16 protein-coding genes and 1 riboswitch are annotated in these 19,262 nt (G+C 72.9%); of the genes, 5 read left to right on the forward strand and 11 right to left on the reverse strand.

Annotated features, from left to right (window positions below; translation table 11 throughout):
- Positions 1-65: 65 nt before the first annotated feature.
- Together AB0I89_RS15915 and AB0I89_RS15920 are read right to left on the reverse strand one after the other, a co-directional pair.
- Entirely contained in the window at positions 66-473 is a 408-nt protein-coding gene (locus AB0I89_RS15915) for a roadblock/LC7 domain-containing protein (protein ID WP_007465177.1), read from the reverse strand.
- Complete coding sequence (locus AB0I89_RS15920; RefSeq protein ID WP_357126441.1) at positions 470-3,667, reverse strand: sensor histidine kinase; 3,198 nt, start codon at positions 3,665-3,667, stop codon at positions 470-472. Before AB0I89_RS15920 ends, AB0I89_RS15915 begins: the two co-directional genes overlap by 4 nt.
- 446 nt (positions 3,668-4,113) lie before the next feature.
- Here AB0I89_RS15920 and AB0I89_RS15925 point away from each other — a divergent pair, with 446 nt between their 5' ends.
- The gene (locus tag AB0I89_RS15925; protein WP_357126444.1) at positions 4,114-5,295 is read left to right on the forward strand and encodes an ABC transporter substrate-binding protein; all 1,182 of its coding nucleotides are present in this window, start codon (positions 4,114-4,116) and stop codon (positions 5,293-5,295) included.
- 135 nt (positions 5,296-5,430) lie between these two features.
- On the opposite strand, the gene AB0I89_RS15930 is transcribed toward AB0I89_RS15925, so the two are convergent.
- Entirely contained in the window at positions 5,431-6,291 is an 861-nt protein-coding gene (locus AB0I89_RS15930; protein WP_357126447.1) for an ABC transporter permease, read from the reverse strand.
- Between the two features lie 130 nt (positions 6,292-6,421).
- A complete protein-coding gene (locus tag AB0I89_RS15935) occupies positions 6,422-7,453 on the reverse strand; it encodes an ABC transporter substrate-binding protein (protein ID WP_355050735.1) in 1,032 nt (343 codons plus the stop codon).
- Positions 7,454-7,722: 269 nt separating this feature from the next.
- Between AB0I89_RS15935 and AB0I89_RS15940 the strand changes: the two genes are divergently transcribed.
- The 4 genes from AB0I89_RS15940 to AB0I89_RS15955 all read left to right on the forward strand — a co-directional run bounded on the left by AB0I89_RS15940 (position 7,723) and on the right by AB0I89_RS15955 (position 12,939).
- Positions 7,723-8,508 carry an ABC transporter ATP-binding protein gene (locus AB0I89_RS15940; RefSeq protein ID WP_357126451.1) on the forward strand — a complete coding sequence of 262 codons (786 nt, stop codon included), beginning with the start codon at positions 7,723-7,725 and terminating at the stop codon, positions 8,506-8,508.
- 2 nt (positions 8,509-8,510) lie between these two features.
- Entirely contained in the window at positions 8,511-9,461 is a 951-nt protein-coding gene (locus AB0I89_RS15945; protein WP_357126598.1) for an LLM class F420-dependent oxidoreductase, read from the forward strand.
- Positions 9,458-9,766, forward strand: a complete 309-nt coding sequence (locus tag AB0I89_RS15950) for a cupin (RefSeq protein WP_355050737.1) — start codon at positions 9,458-9,460, stop codon at positions 9,764-9,766. The genes AB0I89_RS15945 and AB0I89_RS15950 overlap by 4 nt, the downstream gene beginning before the upstream one ends.
- Positions 9,767-9,843: 77 nt before the next feature.
- Positions 9,844-12,939 (forward strand): hypothetical protein, encoded by a 3,096-nt coding sequence (locus AB0I89_RS15955; RefSeq protein WP_357126454.1) that lies wholly within the window; start codon positions 9,844-9,846, stop codon positions 12,937-12,939.
- Between the two features lie 91 nt (positions 12,940-13,030).
- On the opposite strand, the gene thiC is transcribed toward AB0I89_RS15955, so the two are convergent.
- The 7 genes from thiC to thiE all read right to left on the reverse strand — a co-directional run bounded on the left by thiC (position 13,031) and on the right by thiE (position 18,859).
- Positions 13,031-14,623: a phosphomethylpyrimidine synthase ThiC gene (gene thiC, locus AB0I89_RS15960; RefSeq protein WP_357126457.1), complete on the reverse strand. Its 1,593-nt coding sequence runs from the start codon at positions 14,621-14,623 to the stop codon at positions 13,031-13,033.
- A 17-nt stretch (positions 14,624-14,640) separates the two neighbouring features.
- Positions 14,641-15,426 (reverse strand): bifunctional hydroxymethylpyrimidine kinase/phosphomethylpyrimidine kinase, encoded by a 786-nt coding sequence (gene thiD / locus AB0I89_RS15965; RefSeq protein WP_357126460.1) that lies wholly within the window; start codon positions 15,424-15,426, stop codon positions 14,641-14,643.
- A complete protein-coding gene (locus AB0I89_RS15970; RefSeq protein ID WP_357126463.1) occupies positions 15,423-16,172 on the reverse strand; it encodes a thiamine phosphate synthase in 750 nt (249 codons plus the stop codon). The genes thiD and AB0I89_RS15970 overlap by 4 nt, the downstream gene beginning before the upstream one ends.
- Positions 16,169-16,948, reverse strand: a complete 780-nt coding sequence (locus AB0I89_RS15975; RefSeq protein WP_357126466.1) for a thiazole synthase — start codon at positions 16,946-16,948, stop codon at positions 16,169-16,171. The genes AB0I89_RS15970 and AB0I89_RS15975 overlap by 4 nt, the downstream gene beginning before the upstream one ends.
- On the reverse strand, positions 16,945-17,145 hold the full coding sequence (thiS, locus tag AB0I89_RS15980) for a sulfur carrier protein ThiS (RefSeq protein ID WP_357126469.1): 201 nt from the start codon (positions 17,143-17,145) through the stop codon (positions 16,945-16,947). Before thiS ends, AB0I89_RS15975 begins: the two co-directional genes overlap by 4 nt.
- Entirely contained in the window at positions 17,145-18,239 is a 1,095-nt protein-coding gene (gene thiO / locus AB0I89_RS15985; protein ID WP_357126472.1) for a glycine oxidase ThiO, read from the reverse strand. The genes thiS and thiO overlap by 1 nt, the downstream gene beginning before the upstream one ends.
- Positions 18,236-18,859: a thiamine phosphate synthase gene (thiE, locus tag AB0I89_RS15990; protein WP_357126475.1), complete on the reverse strand. Its 624-nt coding sequence runs from the start codon at positions 18,857-18,859 to the stop codon at positions 18,236-18,238. The genes thiO and thiE overlap by 4 nt, the downstream gene beginning before the upstream one ends.
- A riboswitch (TPP riboswitch) is annotated at positions 18,854-18,963 on the reverse strand. (Overlaps the previous gene by 6 nt.)
- Positions 18,964-19,262 lie beyond the last annotated feature (299 nt).

Genomic DNA, 19,262 nt, shown 5'->3' on the forward strand with positions numbered 1-19,262 from the left:
CGGAGCCGGTAGAGACCGCCTCCCCTCCCTGCTCCGGCGCGCGGTCCGCGCGCCGGACTGTGGCGCTACGAACGCACCGCGTCCCGGGGCAGCGGCACCAGCGCCGCGCCCACCCGTTCCACCAGCAGCGCCATCTCGTAGCCCACCTGGCCCACGTCACAGCTCCGCGCGGCCAGCACGGCCATCGACGAACCGTCGCTGATCGACATGAGGAACAGGTAACCGCTGTCCATCTCGATGACGGTCTGCAACACACCGCCCGCGCTGAACATCCGGGCCGCACCCTCGGTCAGGCTCACCACGCCGGAGGTGATCGCGGCGAGCTGGTCGGCCCGGTCCCCCGGCAGGTCCCGGGAGGACGCGAGCAGCAGCCCGTCGGCGGACACCGCCACCACGTGGGCGATACCGGCCACGCTGTCGGCGAAGTTGGTGAGCAGCCAACCCATGTCCTGCATGGCAGCTGGCCTGTTCATCGGCTCTCCTTGGTCGAGGTGCTGTTCAGGTCCGTACCAGCCGACCTACCGCGCTGCACGCCACGGTGGTAGGCCGACAACAGGCCGCGTACTTCGTCGGGGGTCCGCCGGCTGCGGTCCCGGCCACCCTTCGGTTCGATACCGCCCGGCACGAGCTGCGCCTGCGGCACCCGCTTCGGCAGACCCGAGCGGGTGGTGCCGGCGGGGGCCGGCTCGGCGGCCCGGCTGGCCAGCGTCCACCCCTCGTCGGCCGCCGTGCGCCAGGCGTCCGGGTCCGGGGCCGGCGGCGCGGCGGCCGGCGCGGGAGCCGCGACGGGGGCCGCCGGAGCGGCCGGCGCCGGGGCGTAGGACGGTGGTGGCGTCGGCGTCGAGGCGGTACGACCGCCGGCCTTCGCGGTGCCGAATCCGTCCATGCTTCCCATGCTCTGCGCTCCGGTGCCCTCGGAACTGCCCGGGGTCCGGGTGGGCAGCGGCGGTCGGGCCGGCGCTTTCGCGGCGCTCGACGGGCCACCGTTGGTGACCCGCGTGCCGGCGTCGGCCGGCGGGGGCGGCGTGTCGAACTGCGGCCGGGTGAAGATCGCGGTGGCGTCGTCGCCGTGCGACCGGAACCAGACCGCCTCCATCTCCCGGAAGATCGGCGCTTCGGCGGGGAACTCCGGCCGGTTGCTGACCGGCGCGGCCGGCGTCGGCGGCGCGACCGGCGCGGCGGGCTGCACGGGCGGGAGCGACGGCGTGGCGGGCTGCACGGGCGGGAGCGGCGGCGCGGGCGGCGCCGGCGGGGCGACCGCGCCCGGCCCGGCGACCGGACCGACCGGCAGCACCGACGCGCTCCGGGCGTCCGTGGTGTCGGCCGCCGCGCCCCGCCGGGGCAGCGCGTCGATGGTCGGGTACGCCACGGTGGGGCTACCCGCCGAAGTGCCGTTGCCGTTGCCGTACGACGGTCGCGCGGGCGGTGCCGGCGCGGCCGGCGCGGCGGCGGGCGGCACCGTCGGACGCGCACCGGTGTATCCGCCGGCCTGCACGGCCGGGGTGGTGTCCCGCGTGTCGAGTGGGGACTGCCACTGCGCGGGCGCCGGGGCGTTGCTCCGCCACTGGTCCGGCAGCGTGGCCGCCGTGGTGGTCGCGCCGGCGTACGACTCGGCGTGGCCGACCGGGGTGAGCGGCGTCTGCTCGACGGCCATCGGCTGACGCGGGCGGGTGAGCGCCTGCTCGCGTCCCCGGCTGCTGGGCAGGATCACGGTGGCGGCGGGCAGCGTCACCTGGGCGACCGTGCCGCCCTCGACGTTGCGGCGCAGCTCCACCCGGATGCCGTAGCGGGACGCGAGCCGGCTCACCACGGCCAGACCCATCAGCCGGAACGCGGCGACGTCCACGCTCGGCGGGGCGGCCAGCCGACGGTTGAGCGAGTCGAGCTGCTCGTCGGTGAGGCCGAGCCCGCGATCCTCGATCTGGATCAGGACGTAGTCGCGGATGCGGCGACCGTCGGCGACGACCGTCGTGTTCGGCGGCGAGAACCGGGTGGCGTTGTCGAGCAGTTCGGCGACGAGGCGTACGACGTCGTTGACCGCGTGCGCGGCCACCGAGATGTCGGTGTCGACGGTGCCGAACTCGATGCGGTTGTACAGCTCGACCTCGGACTGGGCGGCGCGCAGCACGTCGACGACGAGCGCGTCGTCGCGGCGCGGTACGGCCGAGTCCGCGCCGGCCAGGACCAGCAGGTTCTCGTCGTTGCGGCGCATTCGGGTGGCCAGGTGGTCCAACTCGAAGAGCTGGGCCAGCCGCTTCGGGTCCTCCTCGCCGCGCTCGATCGCGTCCAGCTCGCCGATCATCCGGTCGACCAGGGTCTGACTACGGCGGGCCAGGTTGAGGAACATCGCCGAGACGCTGGTGCGCAGCGCGGCCTGTTCGGCCGCGACCCGGACCGCCTCCCGGTGGACGACGTTGAAGGCCGACGCCACCTGACCGACCTCGTCGCGGCTGTTGAGCTGGATCGGATCCCGGACCTGCCGGACGATCTCGTCCACCCCGCCGTCGCCGACGCTGCCCATGTTCTGCAGTCGCTGCACGGCGTCCGGCAGGTCGTGGTTGGCCACCGAGAGCGCGCCCTCGCGCAGGCGGCGCAGCGAGTGGTTCAGCGACCGGGCCAGCACCACAGCCAGCGACACGGCGATGATCAGGGTGAGCAGCACCAGGATCGACTCGACCACGGCCTGCCGGATGACGTCCGAGCGTGCCTCGTCGGCCTGGTCGAGCAGCCGGTCCTGCAGTTGGATCTCGGCCCAACGCATCAGGTCGTTCACCGCGCCGATGGCCGCGGTGGCGTCCTGCGCGCTCACCAGCGCGCGCTGCCCGACGGAGCGGGTGATGTCGGTGGCGACCCGGTCGGAGAGGCCGACGGCGTCACCGGAGACGGTGCTGTCGACCAGGGCCCGCTGCACGGGGTCGGCGGCGAGCGAGAAGGCGACGAGCGCCTCCTGCTGGCTGGTCAGCGTGGCCACGAAGGAGGAGAACTGCTCCGGGTCGAGCTGGCCGGCGGTCAGCGCGGTGAAGGCGACCGCCTCCTCCTCGGCGACGGACGCCTTGGCGCGGGCGAAGGCGGCGACGGCGCGGCGACTGTCCGCCAGGCTCTCGTCGCCGGGTAGCTGGGCCAGCCCGTCGCCGTAGCTGATCAGATCGGTGAGGATGACGCCGTAGCGCAGGACCGCCTCGGCGACCGCCATCTGCCGGCGGTCCAGCACCTCCTGGCGGGTGCCGTCCAGGGTGGCCAGGTGGTCGTCGATCGCCGCCAGCCGGTCCCGCACCGCCGTCGGCACCTCGCCGATCCGGTCACGCTCGGCGCGGTACTCGTCCACCCGCTGCTGCGTCTGGCGTACCCGCAGGTTGTACGCGTCGGCCGGCTGCTGCGGAGTGGCCAGGTAGGCCGCCGCCGCCATCCGCTCGGCCTGCAGATCCTGGGTCAGCGCGCTGACGTCGATGGCGAGCGCGGTGAGCGACCGGGCCCGGGTGGCGTCGTAGGCGCCCTCGCCGATCGAGATGAGTCGGACGGTGGCGAGCGCGATCACCGCGGCCACCGGAACGACCAGGATCAGCGCCAGTTTGGACCGGATCCGGGCGTCCCGCAGCCTCGGCATGCGCCGGCGCGTACGCCCGGTATCGCCGCCGATCGCGGGCAGGGTCGTCGGTCCGGTGCTCACGACATCGCCTCCGTCGTTTCTTCCCCGCCTGACCCGCCGAGCCGTGCCGGGAGCGGAGGGGACCACGCGCGGCACGGCCGCGATTTCATCAGAGAAGATCGTGTTTGGGAAGCCGCAGTGAGGTAGGAAACGGTCGGACGGCGCGGAACCCTTGATCCGGTCAACTGATACCTTCATTTCCGCAAGCCCCTGATCAGGGCATGTAACTCCAGAGTGGTCACGCGTGTATGCAAAGTGAGGTTTTGCAAACATTGCGTTACCCCAGCATGTGGGATGACCGTCCCGAAAATGCAACCGGGGTCCGCGCTTGACCACAGCGCCGGCCGTTGGCAAGGTTTTGCAGGCTTCGCGCACACACCGTACGGCAGAGGAGATCCCGTCCTCCACTGAGGACGGATTAGCGGCGGTGACCGGGCAGCGCCCGCGCCCGCACCTGGAGGACTGAGTTGAGCCCCATCCGCTCCGCGACCATCGCGGCGCTCGCATCGGCCCTCGTGGCCACCACGCTCACCGGCTGCCAGTTCGGCGAAGCGGAGCAGGACACGAGTCCGATCGTGATCGCCGCCGACCTCGAGCTCTCCGGTGCCGCGGCACCAATGGGCCGGGCATACCAGCGCGCGCTGGAACTCAAGAGAGACCAGTTGAACTCCTCCGGAGCACTGAACGGCCGGAAGATCGACCTTAGGATCAAGGACAACCGTTCCGACGCTGCCGAGTCACTGCGCAACATCGCGGACTTCAGCAGCGATTCCCGGGTCAGCGCGATCGTCATGGGCGGTTGTAGCGAATGCGCGGTCGGCGCGGTCGGCGTCATCAACGAGAAGCGGATTCCCACCATTGCGCTGGCCGCTTCCGGGGCGATCTCGAGCCCGGTCGCCGACCGGCGCTACGTGTTCAAGCTGGGCCCGAACGCGGCCGACAGCGCCTCGGCGCTCACCACCGAACTGCGTCGCAAGAACGTCCGCAAGGTCGCCCTGCTCGCCAGTAACGACGACTACGGCCGCGAGGGCGTCCTCGCGCTGCGCCGCGAACTGGGCAAGACCACCATCAAGGTGGCCGGCGAGGAATCGGTGAAGACCACCGACACCGAGGTCGGCCAGCAGATCGGCAAGCTCGTCAAGCTCAAGCCCGACGCGCTGGTCGTCTGGACCCCGCCGGAGCAGGCCGCGCTCGCCGCGACCAGCGCCCAGCAGGCCGCGTTCCGCGGGTCGCTCTTCTTCGACGCGGGAGCGGCCGGCGACCTCTTCCTCGGCGCGGCGGCCCGGGCCACCGAGAAGGCCACGATGGTCTTCACCCAGACCATGGTCATCGACGACGTGATCGCCACCACGCCGGCGAAGGCGGCCCGGCGGCAGTGGTTCCAGGACTACACGGCCCGCTTCGGCGGCTACAACGGCTCGTCCTCCTTCGCCGCCGACGCGATCCAGCTGATCGCCGACGCCGAACTGCGGGCCGGCGGCCCGGCGGGGAAGGTCGACCGGGACGGCATCCGGGACGTGTTGGAGACGTCCCAGATCGACGGCCTCTCCGGCCCGATCCGCATGACGCCCGACAACCACTCGGGGCTCATGCCGCAGGCGCTCACCACGCTCGTCGCGCGCAACGGGCGCTGGCGGCTCGCGGGGTAACCCGCCAAGATCCACGCAACTTCGGTGATACTGCTGCCTCCGGCACTCGGGAAGCAGCAGTATCACCGAAGTTGTGACTGGTAGACGACCGTGCCGGGCTGCCCAAGATCTACCCTGGCCTCCCGCCTCACCGGGTCAGCGGCTGCTGGTGGTCTCTCGTACCCAGGGCAGCGCGATCCGCTCGACGAGCACGAGCGCGGAGTAGAGCAGGATGCTGACCAGCGCCACCAGCATGATCGCCGCCCAGGCGGTGGCGGTGTCGCCGACGCCCGCGTACTGGGTGATCACGTAGCCCAGGCCCTTCTCCCCGGCCTGGAACTCGCCGATCACCGCGCCGATGGCCGCCAGCGGCATGGCCACCTTGAGCCCGACGAAGATCTGCGGCAGCGCCGCCGGGAACCGCACCTTGCGGAACGCCTGCCAACGGGAGGCGTTCCAGGACCGGACCAGCTCGGCCAGGTCGGCCGGCGTGGTGGTCAACCCCGTCGCGGTGGACAGCACGATGGGGAAGAAGCAGAGCAGGAACACCATGGTCAGGATCGGCTTCTGCCCCCAGCCCAGCGCCACCACCAGCAGCGGGCCCAGGGTGATCTTCGGCACGGCGTTCACCGCGACCAGCAGCGGCGTGAACATCCGCTCGACCGTGTGGGAGCTGGCCAGGGAGAGTCCGATCAGGACACCGGCGGCGGCCGACAGGACGAACCCGATCAGGATCTCCAGCAGGGTGGCCCAGGTGTGCTCCAGCATCTGGGCGGGCTTGTCGACGAACGCGCTGAGCACGTCCCCCGGCGGCGGCAGGGCGGCCGGGTGGACCAGCTCCAGCCGGGCGACCAGCCACCACACGGCCAGGGCGACCACGAGACCGGCCGCGGGCAACAGCGCCGCCCCGGTCCCCGCGCGCAGGCCGGCGCCCCGACCCGCCCGACGCGCCTGGCGGCCGGCGCCCGAGGGTGCGGGCCCCGTCATCGCCGGCTCGGCTGAGCGGACGTCGGTCATCTTGTCCTCCTCGTTGTTCGCCGGCCCCGCAAGGGCCGACAGGATTCGCCGGCCCCGAGGGCCGACAAGCGACGGGGGGTACGCCCCACCGGAGACCGGTGGAACGTACCCCCTGGTGACGACCGGACGATCAGGCCTTCGGCGCGAGGCTGAAGTCGATGATCTGCTCGGGGGTGATGTTCTGCTTGAGCGCGCCCGCGCCCTGCAGGATCGCGATGCTCTTCGCCACCCGGCCGCTGTCCAGCGTGCCGATCGCGGTGCCGGAGTTGCCGGAGCGCACGTACGCGGCCATCAGGTCCAGCTCGGCGGCGGCGGCCACCGGGTTGGCGGCGTCGACGTTCTTCTTCAGGATCTCGCCGGCCTCCTTGGAGTTCGCCAGGCTGTACTCGAGGCCCTTGAGCAGCGCTGCGGTGAACCGCTTCACCATCTCGGGCTTCTCCTTGGCGATCTTGCTGGAGGTGATCAGCACGTTGCCGTAGAGGTCCTGCATCACGTTGCTGTACGGCAGCATGACGGCCTTCTTCTTGGACACCGCCTCGATCGTCGGCTGACCGACGACGAACTGGCCGATGCCGTCCACCGAGCCGGAGGCCAGCGTGCCGATCAGCGCCTGCGCCTCACCGTTGACCCAGGTCACCTTGCTGGCGTCCACACCGGCGAGCCGGGCGTACGTCGGGAACAGGTTGCGCACCACGGAGCCGGGGGTGTCGGCGAGCTTCTTGCCCTCCAGGTCCTTGGGCGAGTTGATGTTCTTGCCCTCGACGGTGGCGATGCCCGCCATCGTGCGCTGCTGGATCGCGGCCACGGCGGTGAAGTCCTTCGCCTGACCGTTGCCGAGCTGGAGCAGACCACCGGTGAGGTCGATCGGCCCGAAGTCCGCCTGACCGCCGACGACCGTCTGGATCACGCCGCCGGTGCCCTGGCCGGCCTTGATCTCGACGTCGAAGCCGGCCTCCTTGAAGAAGCCCTTGTCCTTCGCCACCCAGGCGTAGGAGTCACGGCCGAAGTTGCCGAAGGAGGTGAGGTAGGTCACCTTCTCCAGTGCTCCGTCTTTGCCACCCTTGGCGTCGTCGGACGAGTCCGACCCGCTGCTGCAGGCGGAGACGAGGGCGAGGGCAGTGGCCAGCGCGGCCGTAGCGACCGTACGGGTCAGCCTTCTCATCAGTAGCACCATGTCCTTTCCGACCGGGGCCGCAGGCCACCGGAGGGGGTTGTCGCGGCGGTACCGGCGGGAGGGGCAAGCCGGGCACCGCCATCGTGAGGGGACTCTTCGCGGGCACAGCGTACGAGAAACCCACAGTTGCGACGCCAGGCGTACCGGGTTGCGGATCGGAAACAACCTGACGACGACCCCGGACGGTGCGACATGTCAACAGGGCGGCTAGCCTTTGTCGGATTCCTGACCGTCCACTCAGCGGAGGTCCGCCGCAGATGATCCGACTGTCCGGGGTGTCGCGTACCTTCGAAGGCCGGTCCGGCCAGGTCGAAGCCCTACGCGGCATCGACCTCGACGTCGCCGAGGGCGAGTTCGTCGCCGTCCTCGGGCGCTCGGGCTGCGGCAAGTCCACCCTGCTGCGGCTGATCGCCGGGCTGCTCCCGCTGACCTCCGGCGAGATCACTGTGGCCGGTACGCCGATCACGCGACCCCGCCGCGACATCGCCATGCTGTTCCAGAAGCCGGCGCTGCTGCCCTGGCGCAGCGTGCTGGACAACGTCCTGCTGCCGGTGGAGATCTTCGGCTGGAGTCGCGCCAAGCACCGCGAGCGGGCCCGGCAACTGCTCGACGTGGCCGGCCTGGCCGGGTTCGAGAAGCGGCTGCCGCACGAACTCTCCGGCGGCATGCAGCAGCGGGTGTCGCTGTGCCGGTCGCTGATCGGCGAACCCCGGGTGATGCTGATGGACGAGCCGTTCTCCGCGCTCGACGCGCTCACCCGCGAGGAGCTGTCCGGCGAACTCCAGCGCGTGCACATGGAGAACAAGCCCACCATCGTCTTCGTCACCCACTCGATCGACGAGGCGGTGCTGCTCGCCGACCGGGTGATCGTGCTGAGCCCCCGGCCCGGCCGGATCCGCAAGGTGGTCGAGGTGGCCATTCCCCGTCCACGCACCCTGGGCCGCAACGCCCACCTCGCCGACGTCGCCCGGGTCAGCGCCGACCTGCACGAACTGTTGATGGAACGCGACCAGCCGGCCACGGCCGGCGCGGAGGGACGATGACCATGCGGGTGTCGGTGTTCACCGAGCCGCACCGGGGTGCCGACTACGACACCCAGCTCCGGTTCGCCCGACTGGCCGAGGCCGGTGGCTTCGAGGGATTCCTGCGGGCCGACCACTACCAGTCGATGGGCGACGACCCGGGCCTGCCCGGCCCGACGGACGCCTGGCTGACCCTCGCCGCGCTGGCCCGGGAGACCGAACGGATCCGGCTCGGCACCCTGGTGACGTCGGCCACCTTCCGCCTGCCCGGCCCCCTCGCCGTGCTGGTCGCGCAGGTCGACCAGATGAGCGGCGGCCGGGTCGACCTCGGCATCGGCGCCGGCTGGTACCAGCGCGAGCACACGTCGTACGGCATCCCGTTCCCGGCCGTCGGCGAACGCTTCGACCGGCTGGCCGAGCAGCTTGAGGTGATCACCGGGCTGTGGTCCACCCCGGTGGGCGAGACGTACAGCTTCACCGGTGACCACTACCGGCTGGTGGACGCGCCCGCGCTGCCCAAGCCGGCGCAGGTGCCCGGTCCGCCGATCATCGTGGGCGGCCGCGGTCCCAAGCGGACCCCCGAGCTGGCCGCCCGGTACGCCGACGAGTTCAACATGCCGTTCAAGTCCGTGGCCGAGACCGCCGGGGCGTACGACCGCGTTCGGGAGGCGTGCGACCGTACCGGTCGGGCCGAGACCGGGCGAGCGCCGCTGGTGCTCTCCGCCGGCATCGTGGTGGCCATCGGGCGTACCGACGCGGAGGCCGCCCGACGGGCCGCGCCCCTGCACGAGAAGAGCGCGCTGCCGCCGGAGGACCCGGTGGTCGGCTCGCCGGCAGAGCTGGTGCAGCGGATCGGCGAGTTCGCCGAGATCGGCGCGAGCCGGGTGCACCTGCGCCTCACCGATCTCGACGACCTCGACCACCTCGAGCTGATCGCCGCCGAGGTGCTTCCCCAACTGGACGGTGGACGATGACCGACGTGATCGACGGCACCGAACTCGGGCCCGTGGGCCAGGAGGTCGTGTACGAGAACGACCGGGTCCGGGTCTGGCACATCCGGCTCGAACCGGGTGAGCGTCAGCCCCTGCACCGGCACGACCACCCCTACCTGGTGGTGGCGATCCAGGGCGCGAAGAACGTCGTGCAGACGATCGACGGGACCCGGATCGACGCCGACGAGCCCACCGGCGGTGTCGTCTATCGCGACCCCGGCGCGGTACACATGCTCACCAATGTCGGGGACACGACATACCTGGCCCGACTGGTCGAACTCAAGTAGACCCGCCCGGCGTGCCCCGGCGCGCCGCGCGGCGCGCCGGTGGCGATCGGGTGTACCAGGTGCGTAACGTGCCCGACATGGCCTATCGGACCTGGGGCAGACTGCTGCTCACGGCGCTCGGGGTGAGTGTGCTGGCCGGAGCCGGCCAACTCGGCGTCGCGTACGGCTTCGGCATCGTCCGGCTCACCGGCGCCTTCACCGGCTCGACGGTAAACCAGTGGCCGGCCCAGCTCGTCTGGGTGGGCTGGTTCGCCGCGAACGCCGCCGTGGCCGGCGCCGTCCTGACCGGACGACTGGCCCGCCGGGACACCCCGCCGGCCAGCACCGGCCGGCACCTCGCCATCGCTGGCGCTGCCGCGCTCGGCGCCACCGCCGTCGCCCCGCTCTGTATGCAGCCCGCCCGAGCCGCCGAGTTGATCTCGGTGGACCCGGTCTGGGCGGTCGGCATCTGCGCCATCCTCGGCGCGGTCATCGGAGCGGGCGCGGCCATCGCCGTACTGCTCCGGCCGGTGCTGGGCTGGAACATGGCGGCCGTTGCCGGGACGATCTGGCTGCTGGCGCTGGTCTCCGTTCTGCCGTCGCTCGGCACGTCCGGCCCGCTGCCCACGGTCCGACTCGGCGTACTCGAACCGAACTGGCTCAACGACGCGGCCGCGCAGCGCCTGGCGCTGCTCGTGCTGCCCCTGGTGGCGTTGCTCGCGGGCGCGGCGACCGCCGGACTGGCCCGGTGGCGCGGCCAGATACCGCTGATCAGCGCGGCGACCGGGGTGGCGGGTCCGGTGCTGGTGGCGTTCGCCTACCTGACCGCCGGCCCCGGCGACGCCGTCGACCGCTACCAGACGACCCCCTACTACGGCGCGCTGATCGCCGTCCTCGCCGGCGCCCTCGGGGCTGCGGCGGCCGCCCTGCTGCGCTGGCCCGTCGGCGTCCGCGCCGCCGACTCCGAGGCGATCGCGCCCACCGACATCCTGCGTCCGCTGCCCACCGGCCCGACGCTGCCGGGCGGTGACCAGGCGACGCCGGCGGACCAGGCCGAGGACCACCCCGGGCCCGCCGGCCGACAGCTGGTCGAGACGGCTGCGGGTCCGCGTGCCGGTGACGACACCACCGGTGTACGCACCGTCCCCGCCCACTGGGACTGGCCGTCTGCCACGGTGAGCGGCCAGCACGGCCCGGTCCCCGCCGACGCGACGCGCGCGGGCGAGACCCCTCGACCCGCCGGCCCCCGCCAGCGGTCCGACGCCGCCGGGTCGGCAGCGGACGCCGCGACTCCGGACCCGTTCGCCACCGGCGCACGGCACGACCGCACACCGGCCCGCGCCTCCTGGCTGACCGACCCGACCGGCGAGTTCACCGCCGGGCGGCAGCCGTCGAGCCGCGACGAGGACGCGACCGGCGGTGCCGCCGACCCGGCCCGTACCGCTGCGACGTCCACCACGCCCGCATCGGCAGCCGTCAGCCCGACGCCCACCACGCCCGCATCGGCAGCCGTCAGCCCGACGCCCACCACGCCCGCATCGGCAGCCGTCAGCCCGACGCCCGACGCGGGCGGCGACGGCGCGACAGACAGCGCGACGACCGGCTGGGACAAGCCGGGCAGCGACCGCACGACGATCAGCGCCACGCAAGCGCCGCCCGACATGGAAGCCCCGGTCGGCACGGACGGCTCCGGTGACACGAGCACTCCGCTTGCGGGCGCCACCGTCACTCCGGTCGCCCGTAGGGCAGGCACGCGGGCCAGGGGCGGCGCGGGCACGCCGAGCGCGGGCGACACCGGCGAGCCGGTCGCGACCAATTCCGGCACCCCGAGCACGCAGGGCACGAATCCGCAGGTCGTGGCCGATGCCGGCACGCCGAGCACAGGCCCGCAGGTCGTGGACGTGGCTGGGCCGAGCACGGGTCCGCAGGTCGTGGAGGTCGCCGGCACCACGAGCACGGACAGCGCCGCCGACACGGACAGCGCCGCCGACGCGGGCAGCGCCGCCGACGCGGGCAGCGCCGCCGACGTGTCCGCGCCCAAGCCGCGTCGCTCACGCAAGCCGAAGTCCGTACCGGCCGCCACCTCGACGACCGCCACCTCGACGACCGCGGCCGAGGACGGCACGGCAGCGGCCACCGGGACGAACACCAACGCGACGGCAACCGCCGGAGCGGCGCCCACCGGTACGAGCACCGAAGCGACGACCGGCGGACGCGCCAAGCGGACGGCCCGCGCCGGCAAGGGCGCCGACGTGACAAGCGCCGACCAGCCGCTCGGCCAGGACGCGCCGCGCCCCTCCCCCGAGGGTGAAGGCGTCGAGCCCGGCGAAGCGGCACGGACCGCTGGAGCGGAACCCGACGCCCTGGCCGCCGAAGAGGGTGCGGTCCTGCCCGCCGACGGCTCCATCCCGGTCGCGGAGCCCGGGGCGGGCCGCCGCACCGGACCGGCGACGGCGGAGGGTGGCACCGGCGCTTCGCTGTTCGGCGAGCCGACTGCGGGCGACGCGGGGGCCGACCGGTGGACGCCGGCAGCGCCGGCCTGGTCGGCCACCCCGTCGTGGAACACGACGTCGACCGACCCGGAACCGGCGGATGCGCCCGTGAGCGCCGAGGAGTCGACCGACTGGACGCCCCGCTTCCGGCACCGGGCACCCCTGCCCGACCTGAGCCGGGTGCCCACCTGGGACGCCTTCGACACCACCCGCCGCACCAGAGCATCGGATCAGAGCACCGGTACGCCGGACCAGAACACCAGCGCGGCCGAGGCCGGCACCGCCGGACCTGCTGTCAGCACGCCGGTCCAGACCCCCGCCGGTACGACCGACCAGGCCAGGGCGATGGCCGCCCTGGCGAGGTCCATCGTGCCGCCGTCGATCACTCCGGTCGTACCGGAGCAGGGCGACGCGTCCACCACCGCCGGCAGGGCCGAGCCGGCGAACGACCCCGCGCGGACGTCCACGGACGACGGGCGGTCCTCCCGGCGAGGGCGGCTCGGCGGGCTGTTCCGGCGTAACCGGGTGCGGGCCGACGAGGAGAGCCGGCCCGCGCCCGATGCGGCGGAGCCGCTGCCCTCGCAGGACGAGGAGTTCGTCGACTGGGTCGCCGGCCTGAGCAAGCCGGTCACCGACAACGAGCCCGAGCAGGAGAGCGGCCGTCGCTCGCTGCGCTCCACCGGCCGCCACCACCGCGACTGAACCGACCGACCCCGGGTTCCGTGAATTCGGGCCTTCCTGCCGGCCAGGACGCCCCGACTTCCCGGAACTCGGGGTCGACCGCGCCAAACCGTCAGGCCAGGGGCAGGTAGACCTTCCCGCCGCCGGAGACGAACTCCTCCGACTTGTCCTTCATGCCGCGGGCGGCGTACTCCTTCAGCTCCTGGGTGATCTTCATGGAGCAGAACTTCGGGCCGCACATCGAGCAGAAGTGGGCGGTCTTCGCGGGCTCGGCCGGCAGCGTCGCGTCGTGGTACGACCGAGCGGTCTCCGGGTCCAGCGAGAGGTTGAACTGGTCCTCCCAGCGGAACTCGAACCGTGCCTTCGACAGCGCGTCGTCCCACGCCTGCGCGCCGGGGTGCCCCTTGGCCAGGTCGGCAGCATGGGCGGCGATCTTGTACGCGATCACGCCGGCCTTCACGTCGTCCCGGTCCGGCAGGCCGAGGTGCTCCTTCGGGGTGACGTAGCAGAGCATGGCGGTCCCGAACATGCCGATCATCGCCGCGCCGATCGCCGAGGTGATGTGGTCGTACGCGGGCGCGATGTCGGTGGTCAGTGGACCGAGCGTGTAGAAGGGCGCCTCGTGGCACCACTCCTGCTGGAGGTCCACGTTCTCCTTGATCTTGTGCATCGGCACGTGACCCGGGCCCTCGATCATCACCTGCACGTCGTGCTCCCAGGCGACCTTCGTCAGCTCACCGAGGGTGCGCAGCTCGGCGAACTGCGCCTCGTCGTTGGCGTCCGCGATCGAACCGGGCCGCAGCCCGTCACCGAGCGAGAACGTCACGTCGTAGCGCGCGAGGATCGCGCACAGCTCCGCGAAGTTGGTGTACAGGAAGTTCTCCTCGTGGTGCGCCAGGCACCAGGCCGCCATGATCGAGCCGCCCCGGGAGACGATCCCGGTCACCCGGTCCACGGCCAGCGGCACGTACGGCAGCAGCACCCCGGCGTGCACCGTCATGTAGTCCACGCCCTGCTCGGCCTGCTCGATGACGGTCTCGGCGAACACCTCCCAGCTCAACTTCACCGGGTCGCCGCCGACCTTCTCCAACGCCTGATAGATCGGCACCGTCCCGATCGGCACCGGGGAGTTGCGCACGATCGCCTCACGGGTCTCGTGGATCCGCTTGCCCGTGGACAGGTCCATCACGGTGTCCGCGCCCCACCGGGTCGCCCAGGTCAGCTTCTCCACCTCCTCGGCCACCGACGAGCTGACCGCCGACGTGCCGATGTTGGCGTTCACCTTGACCAGGAACGCCTTACCGATGATCGCCGGCTCGCACTCCGGGTGGTTCACGTTCAGCGGCAGCACCGCCCGACCGGCGGCGATCTCGGTCCGGACCAGCTCCGGGTCGACGTTCTCCCGGATCGCCACGAACTCCATCTCCGGCGTCACCACACCCGCCCGCGCGTACGCGAACTGCGTGGGCCGACGACCCTCCGCGCCGGCCAGCGGCGTGCCCGCGCCCCGCACCGGGGCCACGTCACCGCGCTCGGCGATCCACGGACCACGCAGCGCCGGCAACCCCACCGCCGGGTCCGACCCCGGGCCGGACGTGTCGTAAAGCCGTACCGGCGGATGGTCACCGGTCAGCGTCACCTCCGCGAACGGCACCCGCACATCCGGCCGCGACCCCTCGACGTACACCTTGCCTCGTGCCTGCATGACAACCTCCCTGGTGATCAGGCGGACCAGCCGAAGTGATCCAGCGGCCCGCGCCCCGTGCCCAGCTCCCAGCCCCGCCCGCCGGTCAGCGCGCGGAACACGTACTCCTTGGCGACCTGCACCGCCGCCGGCACCGGATCCCCCAGCGCCAGCCGCACGGCGACGGCCGCCGAGAACGAACAGCCGGTGCCATGGGTGTGCCGGGTGTCCACCCGGGGACCGCGCAGCAGAGTGGTGACGCCAGCGCCGCACAGCACGTCGACCGCCTCGTCCCCAGCGACGTCGCCGCCGGTGACCACCACGTACTCCGGGCCGCCGGCCGCAAGCGCCTCGGCGGCCACGACCATCCCCGCCACGTCGTCCACGCCACGTCCGGTGATGGCCGCGGCCTCCGCGCAGTTCGGCGTCGCCACCCGGGCGTACGGAAGCAGCCGCTCCACCGCGCCCACCACGCCCAGCCGGTGACCGCTCGTCGCGACCAGCACCGGATCGACGACGAGCTGGGGCAACCGACCGTCCCGGGCCGCCTGAGCCACCACGTCGGCGACGGCCGGGGTGCCGAGCATCCCCGTCTTGACCGCGCCCACGGTGAAGTCGGCGAGCACGCTGTCCAACTGCTCCGCGACCGTGCGCGGTGGCAACGGCAGGACGGCGTCGACACCCCGGGTGTTCTGCGCGGTCACCGCCGTGAGGACACTCGTGCCGTACGCGCCGAGCGCCGCGAAGACCTTGAGGTCCGCCTGGATGCCCGCGCCACCGCCGGAGTCGGAGCCGGCGATGGTTAGCGTGGTTTTCGGGGTCACTGGCTTTCCTTCGTGGTCGCGGTTTGGGGCGGCGGCCGACCGTGCCCACTCCGGGCGGTCAGGCTTGATCCCTGCGTGGGCACGGTCGGCCGCAGCCCTGACCGGGGGACCTCCGTGCGCCCGTGCCGGCCTTTTAGGACCTTCTGGGTGACCGCCTCTTCGAAGGCGCTGGTCAGGTTTGCCGCTGCCTCTTCGGGGTTTCTTGCGCGCATGAGTGCGCCGAGTACTGCCACTCCGGCGGCTCCTGCCTGCACGCAGGCGGTTACCTGTTCCGGGGTTTCGATGCCACCCAGCGCCAACAGGGGCACCGGGCTGATCTCGATCAGCTTTCGCAGGCCCGTTGCTTGTAGGGGTGGGCCGTAGCCGGGTTTGGTGGTGGTGGGCCAGATCGGGGAGAGGGTGGCGTAGTGCTCGGTGGTGAGGCGGTTCAGTTCGGTCTCGTTGTGGCAGGAGCGGCCGACCAGACCGTGGCGTGGCGGCGGGTACGGGCCGGCGGCCGGCAGGTGGACGACGTCGCCGCCCAGCGGGTCGGGGCCGGCCACGATGAGGGTCCCGCCGGCGTCGGCGAGGATCGCGCGTAGCTCGACGGCGAGGGCGGCGCGCTCGGCGCGGGGCAGGTCCTTCTCCCGCAGCACGACCCAGCGCACTCCCCCGGCGACCGCCCCCGCCACGACCCGTTCGAGACCGCTCCTGGCGACCAGCCGATCGGTCAACAGGACCACCCCGGCCGGCGGCGACCCCGTCACAGGTTCGGTCTTCCCTCGTCGGGGGTGGACGCGAGGGCGTGGAAGCGCCGGGCGATCCGGCCCGCGCCCGCCGCCAGGCGGCCGGCCTCGACGGCGTACCGCATCGCCGTCGCCATCGCCACCGGGTCGGCGGCCCGGGTGACCGCGCTGGCCAGCAGGACGGCGTCGCAGCCCAGCTCCATGGCGAGCGCCGCGTCGGAGGCGGTGCCGATGCCGGCGTCGAGGATCACCGGCACGTCCACGCTCTGCCGGATCAGCCGGATGTGGTGCGGGTTGCCGATGCCGAGTCCCGAGCCGATCGGCGCCCCGGCGGGCATCACCGCGGCGCAGCCCACGTCGGCGAGGCGGCGGGCGAGCACCGGGTCGTCGCTGGTGTACGGCAGCACCGTGAAACCGTCGGCGACGAGTTCCTCGGCGGCGCGGAGCAGCTCCACCCCGTCGGGCAGCAGCGTCCGCTCGTCGCCGATCACCTCCAGCTTCACCCAGTCGGTATCGAACGCGTCGCGCGCCAGCCGGGCCACCTTCACCGCCTCGGCCGCGGTGTGGCAGCCGGCCGTGTTCGGCAGCAGCCGTACGCCGCACCGGTCCAGCAGGTCCAGCAGCCCGCCTCCGGTGCCCGGGGCGGTGTCCACCCGGCGCAGTGCCAGCGTGACGAGTTCCGTGCCGGACGCCCGGATCGCCTGCTCCAGCACGTGCAGGTTCGCGGCCCCGCCGGTGCCGAGGATCAACCGCGAGCCGAACCTCTCCCCACCCAGTTCGAACGGCACGCCGCTCACCCGCCCTGCGCGGCGGTGAGCACCTCGACCTGGTCGCCGTCGCGCAGCTCCGTGGCCGGCCAGCCGGCCCGGGGCACCACCTCGCCGTTGACCGCGACCGCGACGCCACGCTGGTGCGGCGCGACGTCTTGGACCAGGTCGGCCACCGACACACCGCCGGGGACGCTGCGCCCGGCTCCGTTCACCGTCAGCTCCATCACTCCTCCTCGAAACTGCTTCTCGGGCCGGCGAACCGGTCGGCGCCGAAGCCGGTGAGCAGCGGGTCGGGCGTTCCGGTGAGCACCAGTTCGGTGATCGCCTCGGCGGTGACCGGGGTCAGGACGATGCCGTGCCGGTGGTGCCCGGTGGCGGCCAGCACGTCCGGCCGGCCGGGCAGCGGCCCGAGGATCGGCGCGTTGTCCGGGGTACCGGGCCGCAGCCCGGCGACGGCCTCCACCAGGTCGTACTCGGTCAGTTCGGGCAGCAGGTCGACCCCGGCGCGCAGCAGCCGCTGCACCGCGCCGGCGGTGACGGTGGTGTCCGACCGCTCCTCGACCGTCGCGCCGAGCACCACCTCGCCGTCGGTGCGGGGCACCAGGTAGACGTGCTCGCCGTCGGCGTACCCCCGGATCACGTGCCGGAAGCCCGGCGCGACGCCGCCGGGCGCGCGCAGCCGGAGGATCTGGCCCTTCACCGGCCGAACCGGCAGGCCGGTGAGGGCGGCGGCGCCGCAACCGGCCGCGACCACCGTGACTCCGGCCTCCACCTCGGACAATCGCCGGACCGGCCGCGGCACGAACGCCGCGCCGGCCCGCCGCGCGGCCGTGCGCAGCGCCGGCACCAGCCGCCGGGGATCGACCTGGTGGTCGGTGGGCGCGAACGCGCCGCCGCGAACCCGGGGCGCGAGCGCCGGCTCGCGGTCGCGCAGCTCAGTGGGGCGCAGCGCCGTCACCGGCAGATCCAGACCCTGTTGGTACGCCCACAGCCGGCGGGCCTCGGCCAGGTCGTCGCCGGTCAGCCCGACCATCAGGGTGCCCTCGGTCCGGTAGCCGATCGTGGCGTCGCTGGCGTCGGTCAGTTCGGCGGCGAACGCGGGCCAACGCGCGGCGGAGGCCACCAGCAGCTCGGTCAGTCGCCGTTCCCCGAAGTACGCCTCGGCGACCGGGGAGAGCATCCCGGCGGCGACGGCCGACGCCCCCGACCCGGGCGTCGGGTCGTGCACCTCGACGCGCAGGCCACGGGTGGCACAGCGCCACGCGATCGCCAGCCCGATCGGGCCCGCGCCCACCACCGCCACGTCGGCGCGGGTCACGCCAGCGCCCGCAGCAGGTCGGTGGTAGCCCGTCCCGGATCGGCGGCCGAGGAGACCGCCCCGACCACGGCCACCCCGTACGCCCCGGCGGCGCGCAGCGCCGGCACCCGGTCGGCGGTCACTCCCCCGATCGCGATGACCGGCACGTCGACGGCGTCGACGACGTCGCGTACCCCGACTGCCCCGATGGGGTCGGGCAGGCCGGACTTGGTGCTGGTGGCGTGGCACGGGCCGACGCCGAGGTAGGTGGCCCCGGCGACGACCGCCTCGACCGCGCCGCGCGGCTCGCGGGCGGTGACGCCCAGCACGCCGGTGGGGCCGAGCACGTGCCGGGCCGCGGCGACCGGCAGGTCGTCGGCGCCGACGTGTCCACCGGCGGCGTCGACCGCCAGCGCCACGTGCAGTCGGTCGTTGATCAGGCACGTCGCCCCGTACGGCGCGCACAGCGCGAGCACCCGGGCGGCCAGGTCGTACGCCTCGCGGTCGGTGGCGGAGTCCTGGACCCGGACCTGCACGACGAGGTCGGCGTGGGCCGCCGCGAGGGCGGCCCGGACCACGGTGAGGGGATCGCGCCCGGGTCGGGTGTCGGTGATCAGATGCAGTCGTCCAAGGGACGGCACGGCAACGCTCCTCCCTGCGCCGGCATTACCCGGATCAGGTTCGACGGTCGGGGGCTGTCAGCCCCCCTCTCAGCCCGGTACACCGGGCTCCCGTGGGTTACTTGCGTGTCACCGTACGACAGTTCGGCCTCCGCTGCCAAGGGTGGGTCATCGACCCGAGGCGGCGTATCGATCGGGGTGCTTTCTCCTGTCCTGTTCGGAATGTCGCCCGCCGTTGCAGAACCGTTACCCGCCGGCATCTTGCCGGACATCGATGCAGCAGAACTAATTTGTTCAGCGATTCGACAAAATGCCGGCGTGGACGCCCTGGCACGGCGTCCCCACCGGCTCCATCTGGGACGGTCTTCGGCGAGCCGGCCCCGCGATCCCTGTCCACCGCGACATTGGAGGCGGCGTGTCCCGT

Source organism: Micromonospora sp. NPDC049801 (assembly GCF_040656575.1).
Lineage (GTDB): Bacteria > Actinomycetota > Actinomycetes > Mycobacteriales > Micromonosporaceae > Micromonospora.